Source organism: Gilliamella sp. CG13 (assembly GCF_046635805.1).
Classification (GTDB): domain Bacteria; phylum Pseudomonadota; class Gammaproteobacteria; order Enterobacterales; family Orbaceae; genus Gilliamella; species Gilliamella apicola_I.
On the sequence record NZ_JBIDFM010000004.1, the window covers coordinates 163497 to 178293 of the forward strand.

Annotated in this window: 14 protein-coding genes; 8 read left to right on the forward strand and 6 right to left on the reverse strand. The window is 36.4% G+C overall.

Features of this window, described 5'->3' with window-relative positions; genetic code table 11:
- Positions 1-42: 42 nt before the first annotated feature.
- The 3 genes from radC to fabI all read right to left on the reverse strand — a co-directional run bounded on the left by radC (position 43) and on the right by fabI (position 2585).
- A complete protein-coding gene (gene radC, locus ACGH6R_RS07680) occupies positions 43-711 on the reverse strand; it encodes a RadC family protein (protein ID WP_411599304.1) in 669 nt (222 codons plus the stop codon).
- A 165-nt stretch (positions 712-876) separates the two neighbouring features.
- A complete protein-coding gene (gene slyD / locus ACGH6R_RS07685; RefSeq protein ID WP_411589609.1) occupies positions 877-1446 on the reverse strand; it encodes a peptidylprolyl isomerase in 570 nt (189 codons plus the stop codon).
- 350 nt (positions 1447-1796) lie between these two features.
- Positions 1797-2585, reverse strand: coding sequence for an enoyl-ACP reductase FabI (fabI, locus tag ACGH6R_RS07690; RefSeq protein WP_065558597.1), 789 nt, complete (start codon positions 2583-2585; stop codon positions 1797-1799).
- Positions 2586-2779: 194 nt separating this feature from the next.
- Between fabI and tehB the strand changes: the two genes are divergently transcribed.
- Positions 2780-3640 carry an SAM-dependent methyltransferase TehB gene (gene tehB, locus ACGH6R_RS07695; RefSeq protein ID WP_411599305.1) on the forward strand — a complete coding sequence of 287 codons (861 nt, stop codon included), beginning with the start codon at positions 2780-2782 and terminating at the stop codon, positions 3638-3640.
- 43 nt (positions 3641-3683) lie between these two features.
- Here the strand turns inward: tehB and fmt are convergent, their stop codons facing one another.
- Both fmt and ACGH6R_RS07705 read right to left on the reverse strand, forming a co-directional pair.
- Entirely contained in the window at positions 3684-4646 is a 963-nt protein-coding gene (fmt, locus tag ACGH6R_RS07700; RefSeq protein ID WP_411599306.1) for a methionyl-tRNA formyltransferase, read from the reverse strand.
- Between the two features lie 115 nt (positions 4647-4761).
- A complete protein-coding gene (locus ACGH6R_RS07705) occupies positions 4762-6603 on the reverse strand; it encodes an SLC13 family permease (RefSeq protein ID WP_363317349.1) in 1842 nt (613 codons plus the stop codon).
- 287 nt (positions 6604-6890) lie between these two features.
- Between ACGH6R_RS07705 and ACGH6R_RS07710 the strand changes: the two genes are divergently transcribed.
- The gene (locus ACGH6R_RS07710) at positions 6891-8612 is read left to right on the forward strand and encodes a thiamine pyrophosphate-dependent enzyme (protein WP_411599307.1); all 1722 of its coding nucleotides are present in this window, start codon (positions 6891-6893) and stop codon (positions 8610-8612) included.
- Between the two features lie 94 nt (positions 8613-8706).
- Here ACGH6R_RS07710 and ACGH6R_RS07715 read toward each other — a convergent pair whose 3' ends face one another.
- Positions 8707-9201 carry a gluconokinase, GntK/IdnK-type gene (locus ACGH6R_RS07715; RefSeq protein ID WP_411599383.1) on the reverse strand — a complete coding sequence of 165 codons (495 nt, stop codon included), beginning with the start codon at positions 9199-9201 and terminating at the stop codon, positions 8707-8709.
- 317 nt (positions 9202-9518) lie between these two features.
- Between ACGH6R_RS07715 and gatA the strand changes: the two genes are divergently transcribed.
- The 6 genes from gatA to ACGH6R_RS07745 all read left to right on the forward strand — a co-directional run bounded on the left by gatA (position 9519) and on the right by ACGH6R_RS07745 (position 14776).
- Positions 9519-9968: a PTS galactitol transporter subunit IIA gene (gene gatA, locus ACGH6R_RS07720; RefSeq protein WP_411599308.1), complete on the forward strand. Its 450-nt coding sequence runs from the start codon at positions 9519-9521 to the stop codon at positions 9966-9968.
- A 20-nt stretch (positions 9969-9988) separates the two neighbouring features.
- Positions 9989-10273 (forward strand): PTS galactitol transporter subunit IIB, encoded by a 285-nt coding sequence (gatB, locus tag ACGH6R_RS07725; protein WP_220216354.1) that lies wholly within the window; start codon positions 9989-9991, stop codon positions 10271-10273.
- A gap of 4 nt (positions 10274-10277) precedes the next feature.
- Positions 10278-11630: a PTS galactitol transporter subunit IIC gene (locus tag ACGH6R_RS07730; protein WP_267350333.1), complete on the forward strand. Its 1353-nt coding sequence runs from the start codon at positions 10278-10280 to the stop codon at positions 11628-11630.
- A gap of 122 nt (positions 11631-11752) precedes the next feature.
- Positions 11753-12796, forward strand: a complete 1044-nt coding sequence (locus ACGH6R_RS07735) for an alcohol dehydrogenase catalytic domain-containing protein (protein ID WP_411599309.1) — start codon at positions 11753-11755, stop codon at positions 12794-12796.
- Positions 12797-12888: 92 nt separating this feature from the next.
- A complete protein-coding gene (locus tag ACGH6R_RS07740; protein WP_411599310.1) occupies positions 12889-13662 on the forward strand; it encodes a DeoR/GlpR family DNA-binding transcription regulator in 774 nt (257 codons plus the stop codon).
- A gap of 175 nt (positions 13663-13837) precedes the next feature.
- Positions 13838-14776: a hexose kinase gene (locus tag ACGH6R_RS07745; protein WP_411599311.1), complete on the forward strand. Its 939-nt coding sequence runs from the start codon at positions 13838-13840 to the stop codon at positions 14774-14776.
- Positions 14777-14797 lie beyond the last annotated feature (21 nt).

Consider the following 14797-nt stretch of genomic DNA (forward strand, 5'->3'; position numbering starts at 1 on the left):
GACTTTTTAAATATTGACCTCTATTGTAAGTAAAAATAACAATTAAATCCATCCACGTTCAGCAAATGAGACATATTCACCTTTACCAATTACAATATGATCAATAATACGGATATCGATTAATTCACAAACTTGATCCAACTTGCGCGTTAAATTCCGATCTGCTTGGCTTGGTTCTGCTAAACCAGAAGGGTGATTGTGAGCTAAAATTAAAGAGGCAGCATTATATTGTAATGCTTTTCTGGCTACTTCTCTGGGATGAACTTCTACACAGTTATAAGTACCAATAAACATTTCTTCAGATGTAATGACGTGATTTTGATTGTCCAGAAAAATAACCATGAAGATTTCACGATCTTTGTTAGCTAAGCGACTAGCTAAATAATGGTGAGTTAACGAAGGTGAAGTGAGATAATTTTCATTTGTCATTTTTACTTTCAAATATCGGTGCGATAATTCAACGACAGCTTTGAGCTGAGTATATTTAACGGTACCTAATCCATGTTTTTTACAAAACTGCTCATGAGTAGCGTTCATTAAATGATAAAATGAGCCAAATTCATTTAATAAATTTTGAGCTAGTTCTAAAACAGGTAATTTTCGTGTACCTGTCCGTAAAAATAGCGCAAGCAGTTCTGCATCACTTAGCATTTCAACACCAAATTGTAAAAGTTTTTCTCTCGGCATCAGTTTTGGACATGGAGGATGCATAGTATTTGTATTCCACTCATAAAAAAACTAATTATTCTTAGAAAATTGGCTTAAAAGAATTGAAAATTGAGAAAACTGTGAACTGTTTCTCAAAAAAATGAATAATATTTCACATGATGACAAAAAAGCGCTATCAAGCGCTTTTTTGTAAATTAATATGATGACTTAATGGCAACCGCAGCTTCCATGACCGCCACCACAACAACCACTATCTTCTTCATCTTCATGATCGTGTCCGCCACAGCCACAACCACCATGCCCATGTTCGTGACCATGTTCACCATGGATATGTCCATGCGCAATTTCTTCTTCTGTTGCTTCACGAATAGCTAATACTTCAACATTAAATTTTAAATCTTGTCCCGCTAACATGTGATTTCCGTCAATTGTCACAGTATCCCCATCAATTGCGGTAATTTCAACGGGTAAAGCGCCATGGTCGGTATCTGCAAAAAAGCGCATGCCAACTTCAAGTTCATCAACCCCGACAAATACATCACGTGGCACATTTTGCACCAGTGCATCATTAAAATCACCGTAAGCATTGATAAGTTCAACATCAAATTTATCACCAACTTGATGGCCTTCTAGTGCATTTTCAAGCTCTTGTAATAAATTACCAGCGCCTTGTAAATATTCTAGAGGTGCAACAGTTGTTGCTTCGTCAACCAAAACCCCGTCTTTAGTGCGAACTTGATATGCCAAACTGACTACTGTATTTTTTGCTATTTTCATTTTTTCTCCAACAAACTTGTATTGAGCAAACATCTTAAGATTTTAACGGAAAATGAAGGATAAGTATTCATAATTTTTATTTTTGACTAAAACTGACCAATGAAATGATAAAAGATCATGAAATGAATAATGATTAACATCGTGTTAGTGTTAACACGATAAAAACAGTCGATAAAGAATTCTTACAAGAAAAGTGTGGAACTTACGATATATCTGAATAGATTCAAAAATCAAAGGATGAAATCAAATGAATGTATGGACTTCCCTTTTTAATCCTAAAAAATTAGAAAATAGACGAATAAAAAAGGCATCAATATTGATGCCTTTTTTTTATTTTTAAATGATACCTATTATTTAAGTTCTAACTCGTTCATTGCAGCAATGCTAAATCCACCGTCAACATGCACAACTTCACCCGTAATACCCGATGCTAAGTTTGAACATAAAAATGCCGCAGAATTACCCACGTCTTCAATTGTAACTGTACGACGAATTGGCGTAACCGATTCACAATGTGATAGCATTTTTTTGAAATCTTTAATGCCTGATGCAGCAAGAGTACGAATTGGACCAGCAGAGATAGCATTCACACGAATTCCTTCTGGCCCCATAGCATTTGCCATATAACGCACGTTTGCTTCTAGAGACGCTTTAGCAAGACCCATTACATTATAGTTAGGGATCGCTCTTTCAGCACCAAGATAAGAAAGGGTCACTAACGCTGAATTTGGATTCAACATCGAACGACATGCTTTAGCCATTGCAACAAAGCTATAAGAACTAATGTCGTGAGCGATAGCAAAACCTTCACGAGTGACGGCATTAACATAGTCACCGTCTAATTGATCGCCAGGCGCAAAAGCAATAGCATGGACAAAACCGTCAAATTTATCCCATGTTTTTGCCAGTTCTGTAAATAGATTAGTAATACTATCATCGTGAGCAACATCACAAGGCAACACGATTTTAGAACCAAAGTCAGCCGCAAATTCTTCAACGCGTGCTTTTAATTTATCACTTTGATAAGTGAATGCTAATTCTGCACCCTCACGATGCATTGCTTGTGCAATACCATAAGCAATAGAACGATTACTTGCAACACCGGTAACGAGTATGCGTTTACCTGTTAAAAATCCCATAAAGTTTTCCTCTATTATTTTACTATACAGTCTAGGATGGTGAAGATTATATGTTGATAAAGTCAACTTCGCTACTATAAATTTACTTTTAATGATTTTGTTTTGGTTGCTGAATTACCAACAAAACGTTGTTTATCTCATCAATAATTGACTATAATAGTCAACTATTAATTTAGTTAACTCGTGATAAAATTTTGAAAAACCTAATTTGTTATAAAACATTACCTGTTTGGAATGCTAAATCATTACCTCAATCATTTTGTGAAAAACATAATACGCAAGTTGGCACTTGGGCTAAGCTCAATATCCTAGTGGGCAGTATCGATTTTGAGATATTAACTGAACAAGGGGAAATTCAATCGCAACATCATTATGATGTTTCTCACCAGCCACCCTTTATTTTGCCTCAGCAATGGCATCGTATCGCTCAGGTATCTGAAAATTTACAATGCCAACTATCATTTTACTGTTTACCAGAAGACTATACTTTTAAAAAGTATCAAATGACCAAAACACATTCTGAAGTGCTAGCGGCAAGCAAAATTATCCCGTTAGGAAAGGTATTGGATTTAGGCTGTGGTTCGGGACGTAATTCGCTCTATTTACAGCTACTTGGTTTTGATGTGAATGCAGTTGATAAATCCGAATTAAGTATTGGTAATTTAAATCAAATCATCAAAGATGAAAACCTAAAGCACATTAATGCAAAGGTATATGATATCAATCAAGCAAATTTAGAAGGTGAGTATGATTTTGTTCTTTCAACGGTTGTCATGATGTTTTTACAACCTGAAAAAATCCCTGAAATTATTGATAATATGCAAAAATTGACTAAATCGGGTGGTTATAATCTTATTGTAAGCGCTATGTCTACTTCTGATTATCCTTGTTCTGTGGGGTTTTCATTTACGTTTAAAGAAAATGAATTGCGGGAATATTATCAGGATTGGGAAATACTGAAATATAACGAAAATGTTGGAGAATTACATAAAACCGATAGTCATGGTAATCGAATTAAATTGAGATTTGCGACTTTGCTGGCTAAAAAAAGGTAATCATTACAGGATGATTCATCCTGTAATTTTTTACATTGATTAATTAGTTGGTACTTAGTTTTTCGCCAACAACAAACCAAGCTTTGCGAGAGTTTAATAAATCTTGAGCTGACATCGGTTTTTTTCCGGCAGGTTGTAACAGTGTCATATTTAATGCACCATCGCTTGTTGCAATGCATATCCCTTTTTTGTCTGCTTGTAAAATAGTACCGACTGGTTGATTGTGGTGAGTGGATACCACTTCTGCTTGCCATACTTTCACTGGTTCACCATTAACTTCAAAATAACTAACAGGCCAAGGATTAAAGGCGCGAACACAACGTTCAAGTTGCTGTGCCGATAAATTCCAATCAAGTTTAGCTTCTTGTTTAGATAATTTTTCAGCGTAAGTGACCTGTGATGGATCCTGTTTTTCAGGTTGGATTTTCCCTTCAATAATGAGTTTTAAAGTATCAAGTAGTCCTTGTGGACCTAATTGCGCCAGTTTGTTATATAACGTTGCACTTGTATCAGAAGGTTCAATTGGACAGGTAAGTTTATATAACATATCACCCGTATCAAGCCCAGCATTCATTTGCATAATTGTGATACCGGTTAAAGTATCTCCAGCCCAACAAGCGCGTTGAATAGGAGCTGCGCCTCGCCATCTTGGTAGTAATGAACCATGCACATTTAAACAACCTAGTTTAGGCATATCAAGCACAGCTTGCGGTAAAATAAGACCATATGCCACCACAATCATAATGTCGGCATTTAGCTCCGCAATGATTTTTTGGTTTTCTTCTGTTTTGAGCGTTGCCGGTTGATAAACAGGGAGATGATTTTCAATCGCTAATTGTTTAACCGGACTTGCGGTTAATTTATTACCACGTCCGGCAGGGCGATCGGGCTGAGTAAAAACTGCAATAACATTATGTTTAGCATCAATTAATGCTTTTAAATGGGTTGCTGCAAAGTCAGGAGTACCAGCAAAAATAATATTTAATGGCTTGGCTGTTTGTGGCATATGTCTATAATCCATCATCAAAAAACTCGGATAATTATAACTTAATTTTCATTAAGAATCTTTAATCAAAAAGAATCGATATGTTGGTTTTATCAAACTGATGATGAATTAATAGTTAAAAAGGGAAAAATATTGGTACTAATGCAATATTCACCGCCATAACGAGAAACGTTAAAGGTACACCGACTTTTACAAAGTCACTAAAGCTGTAACCACCTGGCGCAACGACCATGGTTTTTACCGGCGAAGAGACCGGCGTGATAAAGGAAGCAGAGGTCGCTATAGCCACAGTCATTGCAAACGGATAAGGTGAATAACCAAATTTTATTGCCAGATCAATTGCAATAGGGGCAATGAGTATTGCTGTAGCCGTATTAGAAATAAAGAGACCAACAGTTGAACATAATAAGAAAATGAAGGTCAGCACCATATACGGACTGAAAGAACGTAAATGAATTTCTAACCATGCCGATATGAGCGAAATGCCGCCGGTTTTATTCAGTGCTAAAGCAAACGGCATCATACCGATGATCAAAATGAGTGTTGGCCAGTGTATCGATTTATAAGCACTATTCATGTCGATGCAGCGTGTTGCTCCCATTAAAAGACAAGCTATTAGGGCAGCTACGACATTAGGAACAAGCCCCGTTACCATCAATATAATCATAATAGCTAAATTAATTAATGCTGCAAATGCTTGAGAACTTGCAGGTGCAACATCATCAATATCCGACGGATAATCCAAAACAACAAAATCATTGGTACGAGTTTGTAATTTTTGAATCGATCCCCAATCCCCACATACTAGTAAGGTATCACTCATTTCTAAACGTTCTTGGAATAAGTTATTGGTATCAACAGGGGCATGATTACGCCAAATTCCAATTACGGTTAAAAAGTATTTTTCTCTAAAATCGATTTCATTGAGTGTTTTGCCACAAAGTGACGATTCAGGTAATAGCGCCACTTCTGCCATGCCAACTTCTTTCACTTGTTCCGAAAAATATTCACCCCGTAAAACTTTAGGTTCAAGATTATTGGTCGATAAAAATGTTCGATAATCGGCTTCGGAGTGGGACATATCTAATAATAAAATATCGTTTTCCCGAAATTCTGTTGCCCCGTTAACGGGGATTAACACTTTTTGAAATTTGCGCCAACGTTCAATACCAATAACATTAACACCGTGTTCACTTCGTAAATGTAGACCATCAATCGTACGACCAACAAAAGGCGAGCCTGGTAATATTTGTGCACGATGTGCCCGACCAATTAATTTATAGTCTCTGATTAAATCTGTGATTTTTCTTCTTTGTGGCTGGGTATTTGTCGGAGAAACTTGTTGAGCTGTTAATAACCAATTGCGCGTTAATATACAATAAATGACGCCAACAACAAGCACGCCTAACCCAATAGGGGTGATAGAGAAAAAACCGAATTCGGTTAAATTTGCTCGATTTAACTCACTATTAACCACCAGATTAGGTGCGGTTGCAACCAATGTCATCATGCCACTAATTAAAGCGGCAATACACAGTGGCATCATTAATTTTTTAACATGAATACCCGTATGATTGGCAATACTGATGGCAACAGGAATAAAGATAGCGACAACGCCTGTGGAACTCATTATTGAACCCAGTAACGCCACACCGAGCATAATACAGGTAATAATTCGAACATCATTTTTTCCGGATACCTTAAGAATATATTCGCTCATTTTGAACGAAATGCCAGTACGGACTAAACTTTCACCAATGATAAACAATAATGCAATTAAAATGATATTAGGATCGCTAAAACCCGAAAAAGCTTCAGCAGGCGTTAAAATACCCGTGACTGAAATAGCTGTAATGGTTAGCAATGCAATAATATCCATTCTTAATTTGCTGAATGAAAACATTAAAATTGCAATCAATAGCAATAAACAAACAGTAATAAGCGGATAATATTCGATAAAGTAATGAGGCAAAAATGCAGTTAAAGAGGTTAATAAATTTTGCCCGGATGACAAATTTTCCACAAAAAGTCACTCTATGAGAACGATTGGATTTTAACCATAATACCTTGATTTATTGTAATAGGGAATATTTTCCAAAAAAGTTTATTCTCAAAAAAATTAACGAATATTACATTTTTAACATTTTTTGCTTTTTTTTTCATAACCTATTCGCTTTATTAAAACTTAGGTGTAATTTAGTTAACTTAGATTATTTAATCTGTTAATTGTGTCTAGGAGACAGTATGTCATTAAAAAAATCAGTTGCACAAATTATTATCGAAGTCTTAGAGGAAGCTGGTGTTAAACACTGTTATGGTATTGTGGGTGATACACTCAATTATATTACCAGTGCCATTAAAAAAAGTGACATTGAGTGGGTGCATGTTCGACACGAAGAAGTCGGAGCTTTTGCAGCAGGAGCCGAGGCTTATCTGACTAATCAGCTAACTGCATGTGCTGGTTCTTGTGGGCCGGGAAGCTTACATTTTATCAATGGTATCTATGAAGCTCAGCGCAATAAAGCACCTGTTATTCTCTTAGCCAGTCAACTGGTCACCTCACAACAGGGAACAGATTTTCCGCAAGAAGTTGATTTTGAGTCTGTTTATAAAAATTGTTCTGTCTTTTGTCGTCAAATTAACGATCCTACTCAAGCAAGACAGATTACGACGGCTGCCGTTCAAGCCGCAATAAATCAACGTGGCGTTGCTGTTCTGGTTATCCCTTATAATATTAGTTTAGAAAAAGTGGAAGATAAAAGTGGGCATAAAATTTATCATCCTAATCCGATCATTCGCCCATCAGATACAGAGCTTATCCAAATTGCAGAAATCTTAAATAAAAATCAAAAAGTGGCTATTTTTGCCGGACAAGGTGCAAATGGCGCTCATGATGAATTAATTGCACTTGCCGAAAAATTGAAATCGCCCATTGTGCATACATCAAGAGGTAAGGATTTTGTTGAATACAATAACCCTTACAATGTCGGTATGACGGGCATGTTTGGCGTTGAATCAGGATTAACCGCCATTAAAGAGTGTGATGTGCTGCTAATGTTAGGCGCTGATTTTGCATGGTCTCAATTTTACCCAAATGATGCCACCATTATTCAAGTTGATATCGATGCAACTCACCTTGGTCGACGTCATCCAGTGAGTGTAGGTGTTGTCGGCAGTAGTCAACCTACTTTGGCGGCTTTAATCCCTTTAGTTGAAGAAAAACAAGATGCTGCATTTTTAGAAAAATGTCGCCAATTATATATGAAAGCAATGGATAAATTGAACAAAAAAGCCATGCCTTCAAAATCAACGATTCATCCGCAATATTTAACGGAATTAGTTGATAAATATGCTAATGATGATGCTGTTCTTTGTGCTGATGTGGGTTCAGCAATGGTTTGGGCTTGTCGACACTTTAATACTAATGGAAAAAGACGCACGGTCATCAGTTTAAAACATGGCACCATGGCTAATGCTATGCCACAAGCTTTAGGCGTACAAAAAGCATTTCCTAACCGACAAGTGATAACGCTATCGGGTGATGGTGGCATTAGTATGCTATTAGGGGATTTACTGACGACTATTCAAGAGCAGTTACCGATAAAAATTATTGTATTAAATAACAGCTCTCTCAACTTTGTCGAATTAGAGCAAAAAGTAGAAGGAATTGTGGATCATTATACCGATTTACACAATCCAGACTTTGCTAAAGTGGCTAGTGCAATGGGACTGTTTTCGATCAGAGTAGAAGATTCAGATTTACTTGAAGCAGCGATGCAATCATTTTTAGCACATTCTGGACCTGCCTTATTAGATGTCAAAACAAGTGCTAATGAGCTGGTTATGCCACCGGAAATTCAAGCGTCTCAAGTGATGGGAATGGCGCTATATAGCGTCAAAGCATCATTGAGTGGCAAAATGGGGGATGTTGTAAATTTATTAGTGGATAATTTTATTAAAAAATAATGTTAAATTATCTCGATTATTCTGCCGATACCATCGGCAGAATAGTTGATGATACATTACCAACTGATTAACAATAATTGCAGAAAGTGATTGTTTAGCTGTTACAGATTTTCTGTATGATACATTCGGTATCATTGACTACATCGGCTAAAGGTTGTTCGATATTAACGGTATAAACATCGTTTTCATCTTGTGATGGTTCTTCTAAGGTATCAAATTGGGATTGTAACATTCCCGTTTTTTGATAATGACCTTGACGTTCAGCTAAACGGTTTGCAATGACCTCAAACCTACCTTTTAAATAAATAAAATGAATATTTTTATTTTCGCCTCGAATAATATCTCGGTATTGTTTTTTTAACGCTGAGCAGATAATAATTGAAATAGGATTAACATTGCTCATGGCAAATACTGCATCACTAATTAAACGAAGCCACGGCATTCTATCTTCATCATCTAGAGGCATACCACTGCGCATTTTTAAAATATTGGCTTTAGGATGTAAAAAATCACCATCTAAAAAAGCGGCATCAAGATCATAAGCCACATGTTTGGCAACAGCTGATTTACCGCTTCCTGATACCCCCATTAATACAAACACCTGTTGAGTTTTTTGTGACACAAAGACCTCTTATCTTTCCGTTTTTTATCAATAATATTCTGAGTATTTTAATGATATTTTCAATATCGAGAACGCGCTTTTGTGATGAAGATCATGAACTATATTATGCCCAATCATAAATTTATCACAATCAATTTCAAATTTTACTTAAAAAATAGATTTCGATCACAAAAATAATAATTGCCATTTGCTTTTAAATTCGAAAGAAAATAATCTTTCATTATAGCTTTTGATTTCGAAAGCATTATTAAAAAAATGAAGAAAGGCAATAAGGGTGATCAAAGATGAACAAATGTCAGCTCTTTATCGAAGATGATCTTCGATTTAACAATGAACAAGAAGCGCTTACTTATATTAGTGAACAACTACAACAAAAAGGGATTGTCAAAAAAAGTCATTTAGAAGCATTGATAGAAAGGGAAAAAACATTTCCAACGGGTATTGCGCTTGATGGTTATGCGGTTGCCATTCCTCATTGTGAAGCTGAGCATGCTATATCGCCGGCTATCTTTATTGTTCGAACACGATCACCTGTTGCGTTTAATCGAGCAGATGAAGACAGTACTGTAGAAGTTTCATTAATCATTTCACTGGTCGTGACTTCACCAGAAGATCAACTCACGCTTTTAAAAGCATTATTTTCAAATTTACAAGATAAAGAGTTCTATCACTTCTTATTAAACGCACAGCAAGATCAGATAGCTGAGCGATTTAATAACGTGATATTTAATTAGAAAGTTGTTTAGGAGGCATTATGAAAAAAAAGATTATTGTTGCGTGTGGTGGTGCAGTTGCAACATCAACTTTGGCTGCAGAAGAGATAAAAGAACTCTGCAAAGAAAATAATATTAAGTTAGATCTTGTTCAGTGTCGTATTAATGAAATTAATACTTTTATTGATGATGTCGATTTGATCTGTACTACAGCCAGAATGGATCAAACTTTTGGTGATATTCCGATTGTACACGGTATGCCTTTTGTTTCGGGGGTAGGGATTGATCAGCTAAAAGATAAAATATTGTCGATTCTAAAAGGATAAGTATATGTTTACCGAAATTATGCAGTACATTTTGGATCTTGGCCCTTCAGTCATGTTGCCGATTGTGATTATTCTCTTTTCATTAGTGTTAAGAATGAAAGTGGGTGATGCCTTAAAAGCTGGCATTCATATAGGCATCGGTTTTGTTGGAATAGGTTTGGTTGTGGGTTTGCTCACAAGTTCAGTTGGACCAGCAGCAAAAGCCATGGCAGAAAGATTTGATATCAGTTTGAATGTTATTGATGTTGGTTGGCCCGGCGCTGCGCCGATGACATGGGCATCACAAATTGCTTTAGTTGCAATTCCCATTGCTATAGCCGTCAATATTGTGATGTTGGTTTCTAAACTCACTCGAGTTGTTAATGTTGATATTTGGAATATTTGGCATATGACCTTTACTGGTGCACTGGTTTATATCGCATCGGGATCCTACTGGTTAGGTATCGCAGGTGTGATTGTCCATGCCATTATTGCTTATAAGCTAGGGGATTGGTTTGCCAAAGATACTAAAGAGTTTTTTGAACTTGAAGGCATTGCTGTTCCGCATGGCACATCTGCTTATTGTGGACCAATTGCGGTATTTGTTGATGCTGTGATTGAGAAAATACCTGTTATTAATAAGATTAACTTTAACGCCGTTGACATGCAAAAAAGATTTGGCGCGTTTGGCGAACCGGTCACTGTTGGATTATTTATGGGGATCTTGTTAGGAATATTAGCCGGATATGGCGTTAAAGAGACATTACAACTTGCTATTCAAACAGCCGCAGTAATGTTATTGATGCCACGCGTAATTAAACCGATTATGGATGGCTTAACACCAATATCTAAACAGGCACGTAAACATTTACAATCTAAATTTGGTGGGCAAGATTTTCTTATCGGTTTAGATCCTGCTCTATTATTAGGACATTCAACCGTTGTTTCGGCTAGTTTAATTTTTATTCCTTTAAGTATTTTTATCGCCATTATATTACCAGGTAATGAGGTCTTACCCTTTGGGGATTTAGCAACGATTGGCTTCTTCATTGCGATGGGGGTAGCGATTCACCAAGGTAATTTATTTAGAATTATTCTTTCCGGTTCCATCATCATTGCTATCACGTTATGGATTGCTACACAAATGATTCCGCTTACGACCCAATTAGCCCTCAATGCAGGTACGATCAATTCCGATACCGGTATTTCAGTCGGTGCTATGGATCAAGGTGGATCGCCTATTACTTATATCATGGTTCAACTAGTCAATTTGAAACAACCTATTGGATTTATCACTATTGGAATTTTCTATCTTTTCTGCCTATTTTTAACATGGAAACGGGCTCGAAAATATCAAGTTACAACTGGGCAAAATTAAGTAAATAGAGGTGATAAACACAAAGCAATAAATTATTGGAATGAAGTTGATTTCTATGCTTTCACTGAAATGTCAGTGAAAGCATGCATTAACAAAATTGATTATTTAAAAAGGAACATAAAATGAAAGTGATTCTAGTCAATGAAGGAGGTACGTTATCTATAAAGGATATTCCAGTACCCCAAATAATCTCACCGGATCAGATTTTAGTTAAAGTCGCTTATTCGGGATTGTGTGGCTCGGATATACCTCGAATATTTCATCATGGCGCACATTTTTACCCTATTACACTGGGGCATGAATTTAGTGGTGTTGTGACAGAATTAGGTAGCGGTGTGACCGAATTTGAAATAGGTGATTTAATCTCATGTGCCCCTTTATTGCCATGTTTTGCTTGTGATGAGTGTAAAAAACATTATTACTCACTTTGTAAGCACTATACCTTTGTTGGCTCAAGAATAACGGGGGGATTTGCTGAGTACATTTTATTAAATAAAAAAAATGCCTTTAAATTGCCAAAAGGCGTTACACCACTTCAAGGGGCTTTTTTCGAACCAATGACAGTGGGAATGCATGCCATTTTATTAGCTGGTGGTTGCCAAGATAAAAACGTGGTCATTGTAGGCGGCGGTACAATTGGATTGCTTGCTATGCAATGCGCAAAAGCAATGGGTGCAAAAACGGTAACTGTTCTTGATATTAATGACGATCGCCTTCTGCTAGCTAAACGCTTAGGCGCAGATCAGGTCTATAACTCAAAAGACCTTACAGCAGATGAAATTTATCAAGCATTATCAATCAATCGGTTTGATCAGTTGGTATTAGAAACGGCTGGATCACCGATTACCGTTAAACTCGCCATTGAGATTGCTGGCCCACGAGCTCAAATTGGTTTGGTTGGCACTTTACATAATGATCTGACGCTTTCAGAAAAAATATTTAGTTTAATTTTACGAAAAGAACTACAAATTTTAGGTAGTTGGATGAATTATTCTGCGCCATGGCCAGGCAAAGAGTGGCAACTGGTAAGCCAATTTTTTGTGGAAGGAAAAATAAAACTGGATGAACTGGTTGCCGGTATCGGTGATTTTGATTCGTTTATTGAGCAAGTTACCAGTTTAAATGGGCGAGCCATGAATGGAAAAATATTGCTCAACTGCAATTAACTATTGATTAACGTCAATCATTGAAAATGAAAACTTATCTTTTGATTTTGTTTGTTATACACTGCTGAAAAGATTTCGAAAAAGGAAATATTATGAACGCAAGTGAAAGACGCCAACAAATTATAGATATTCTTAATATGAAAGGTACGGTATTGGTCAGTGATCTGTCAGAACAGTATGGTGTTTCTGAAGTGACCATTAGAACAGACCTTAGATTATTAGAAAAACAAGGCGTGCTAAGCCGATTTCATGGTGGTGCAACCAAAATTATTGACAATGATGACATCAAATCATTTAAAGAATTGCAATTAGAAGAACGTTATCAGCGATTTATTGAAGCTAAAAAACGCATTGCAATTGAAGCAGTTAAACATGTTAAAGAAGGCGATATTATTATTTTAGATAGTGGTAGCACCACGATGTTGATAGCTGAAGAACTGGTTAAATTAAAGCATATCACTGTCATTACCAATAGTCTTACCTCTGCTTTTATTCTCTCCGACAATAGTGACATTATGTTATTTATATGTGGCGGAACACTCAGACACAAGACTCGCTCTTTTCATGGAAAAATTGCTGAGCAATCGTTAGACGGCATCTCTGCTGATATTTTATTTGTCGGCGCAGATGGAATCGATGCAAAACGAGGAATAACAACGTTTAATGAAGGTTACACCATTAGTAATATTATGGCAAATACCGCTAAAAAAGTCGTCGCAGTTTTAGATTCATCTAAATTTGGACGCAATGGAATCAACATCGTGTTACCGCTCAATAAATTAGACACTATCATTACGGATTCGGGTATTGATGATAGGTGTCGACAAGAATTTGAGCAGCAAGGCGTCAATTTAATAGCGGTTTGAGATATTTTTCTGGTCATGGTGTACTACTTTTTTAAGACAATTGAGTGGAGCGAAAAACGTTATTTTCATCAATACGGTTTAAGTCTTTTTTAACCAGTTGAAAATAGGTGTTAGTTTAAAGATTACGGTTGCTCAATGGTTATTTCTCACAAAGCATTAACATGTAGGTGAGAATATGATATTAACGATTACAATGAATCCTTCAGTGGATATCGCATACCCTTTAAATAAATTAATTATTGATGATATTAATCGGGTATCGAATGTAAAAAAGACAGCTGGTGGTAAAGGGCTTAACGTGACCCGAGGTATAAAATTTTCTGGTATACCTGTTTTAGCCTCTGGCATTATTGGTGGAACAACTGGTGAATACATTAAAAAGCAGTTAGACAAAGATAACATTGCTTATTGCTTTTATATAACTAAACAGGAGTCAAGAAACTGCATTGCTATTTTGCATGAAGGCAATCAAACCGAAATTTTAGAGTCAGGCCCAGAGTTGGACAGTAATGATGTTGAACAATTTCTGAACCATTATGAAACCATGCTTGAGCAAGCCAAAATCATTACAATATCGGGGTCATTGCCTCAAGGTTTTCCCATCGATTTTTATGTTAAATTAATTGAACAAGCTGAAAAACGTCAAATTCCGGTGTTGTTAGATTCATCAGGCAAAATGCTCTATGCAACACTGATTTCAAAACACAAACCTTATTTAATCAAGCCAAATAAAGAAGAATTACAACAAATCATTGAGATGAAGATTGATGCGGATGATACCCATTCATTAATCCAAGCACTCAACCATCCGTTATTAAGTGACATTCCGATTATTGTTATCTCATTAGGGAAAAATGGAGCGTTTGTGCGTTGCCATCATCAATATTATCAAGCCTCAATTCCCCAAATTAAGGTCATTAATCCGGTGGGTTCAGGAGATATTACTTTAGCTGGGCTGGCAGTCAGCTTGCATGAAAATGAATCGATTGAAGTGATGTTAGCTCGAGCTATGACGATGGGAATGCTCAATGCCATGGAATCACAGACAGGGTTTGTGAATATGCGTCATTACGACCACTATTATCAACAAGTGAAAATTACAAAAATTATCTAAAAATATAAGGTTAATTAGGAG

Excerpts from the sequence above, each read along its gene's own strand:
- radC (WP_411599304.1), bottom strand. The coding sequence starts at position 711 with ATGCATCCTCCATGTCCAAAACTGATGCCGAGAGAAAAACTTTTACAA.
- slyD (WP_411589609.1), bottom strand. The coding sequence starts at position 1,446 with ATGAAAATAGCAAAAAATACAGTAGTCAGTTTGGCATATCAAGTTCGC.
- fabI (WP_065558597.1), bottom strand. The coding sequence starts at position 2,585 with ATGGGATTTTTAACAGGTAAACGCATACTCGTTACCGGTGTTGCAAGT.
- fmt (WP_411599306.1), bottom strand. The coding sequence starts at position 4,646 with ATGCCACAAACAGCCAAGCCATTAAATATTATTTTTGCTGGTACTCCT.
- ACGH6R_RS07710 (WP_411599307.1), top strand. The coding sequence starts at position 6,891 with ATGTCATTAAAAAAATCAGTTGCACAAATTATTATCGAAGTCTTAGAG.
- ACGH6R_RS07715 (WP_411599383.1), bottom strand. The coding sequence starts at position 9,201 with ATGGGGGTATCAGGAAGCGGTAAATCAGCTGTTGCCAAACATGTGGCT.
- gatA (WP_411599308.1), top strand. The coding sequence starts at position 9,519 with ATGAACAAATGTCAGCTCTTTATCGAAGATGATCTTCGATTTAACAAT.
- gatB (WP_220216354.1), top strand. The coding sequence starts at position 9,989 with ATGAAAAAAAAGATTATTGTTGCGTGTGGTGGTGCAGTTGCAACATCA.
- ACGH6R_RS07730 (WP_267350333.1), top strand. The coding sequence starts at position 10,278 with ATGTTTACCGAAATTATGCAGTACATTTTGGATCTTGGCCCTTCAGTC.
- ACGH6R_RS07735 (WP_411599309.1), top strand. The coding sequence starts at position 11,753 with ATGAAAGTGATTCTAGTCAATGAAGGAGGTACGTTATCTATAAAGGAT.
- ACGH6R_RS07740 (WP_411599310.1), top strand. The coding sequence starts at position 12,889 with ATGAACGCAAGTGAAAGACGCCAACAAATTATAGATATTCTTAATATG.
- ACGH6R_RS07745 (WP_411599311.1), top strand. The coding sequence starts at position 13,838 with ATGATATTAACGATTACAATGAATCCTTCAGTGGATATCGCATACCCT.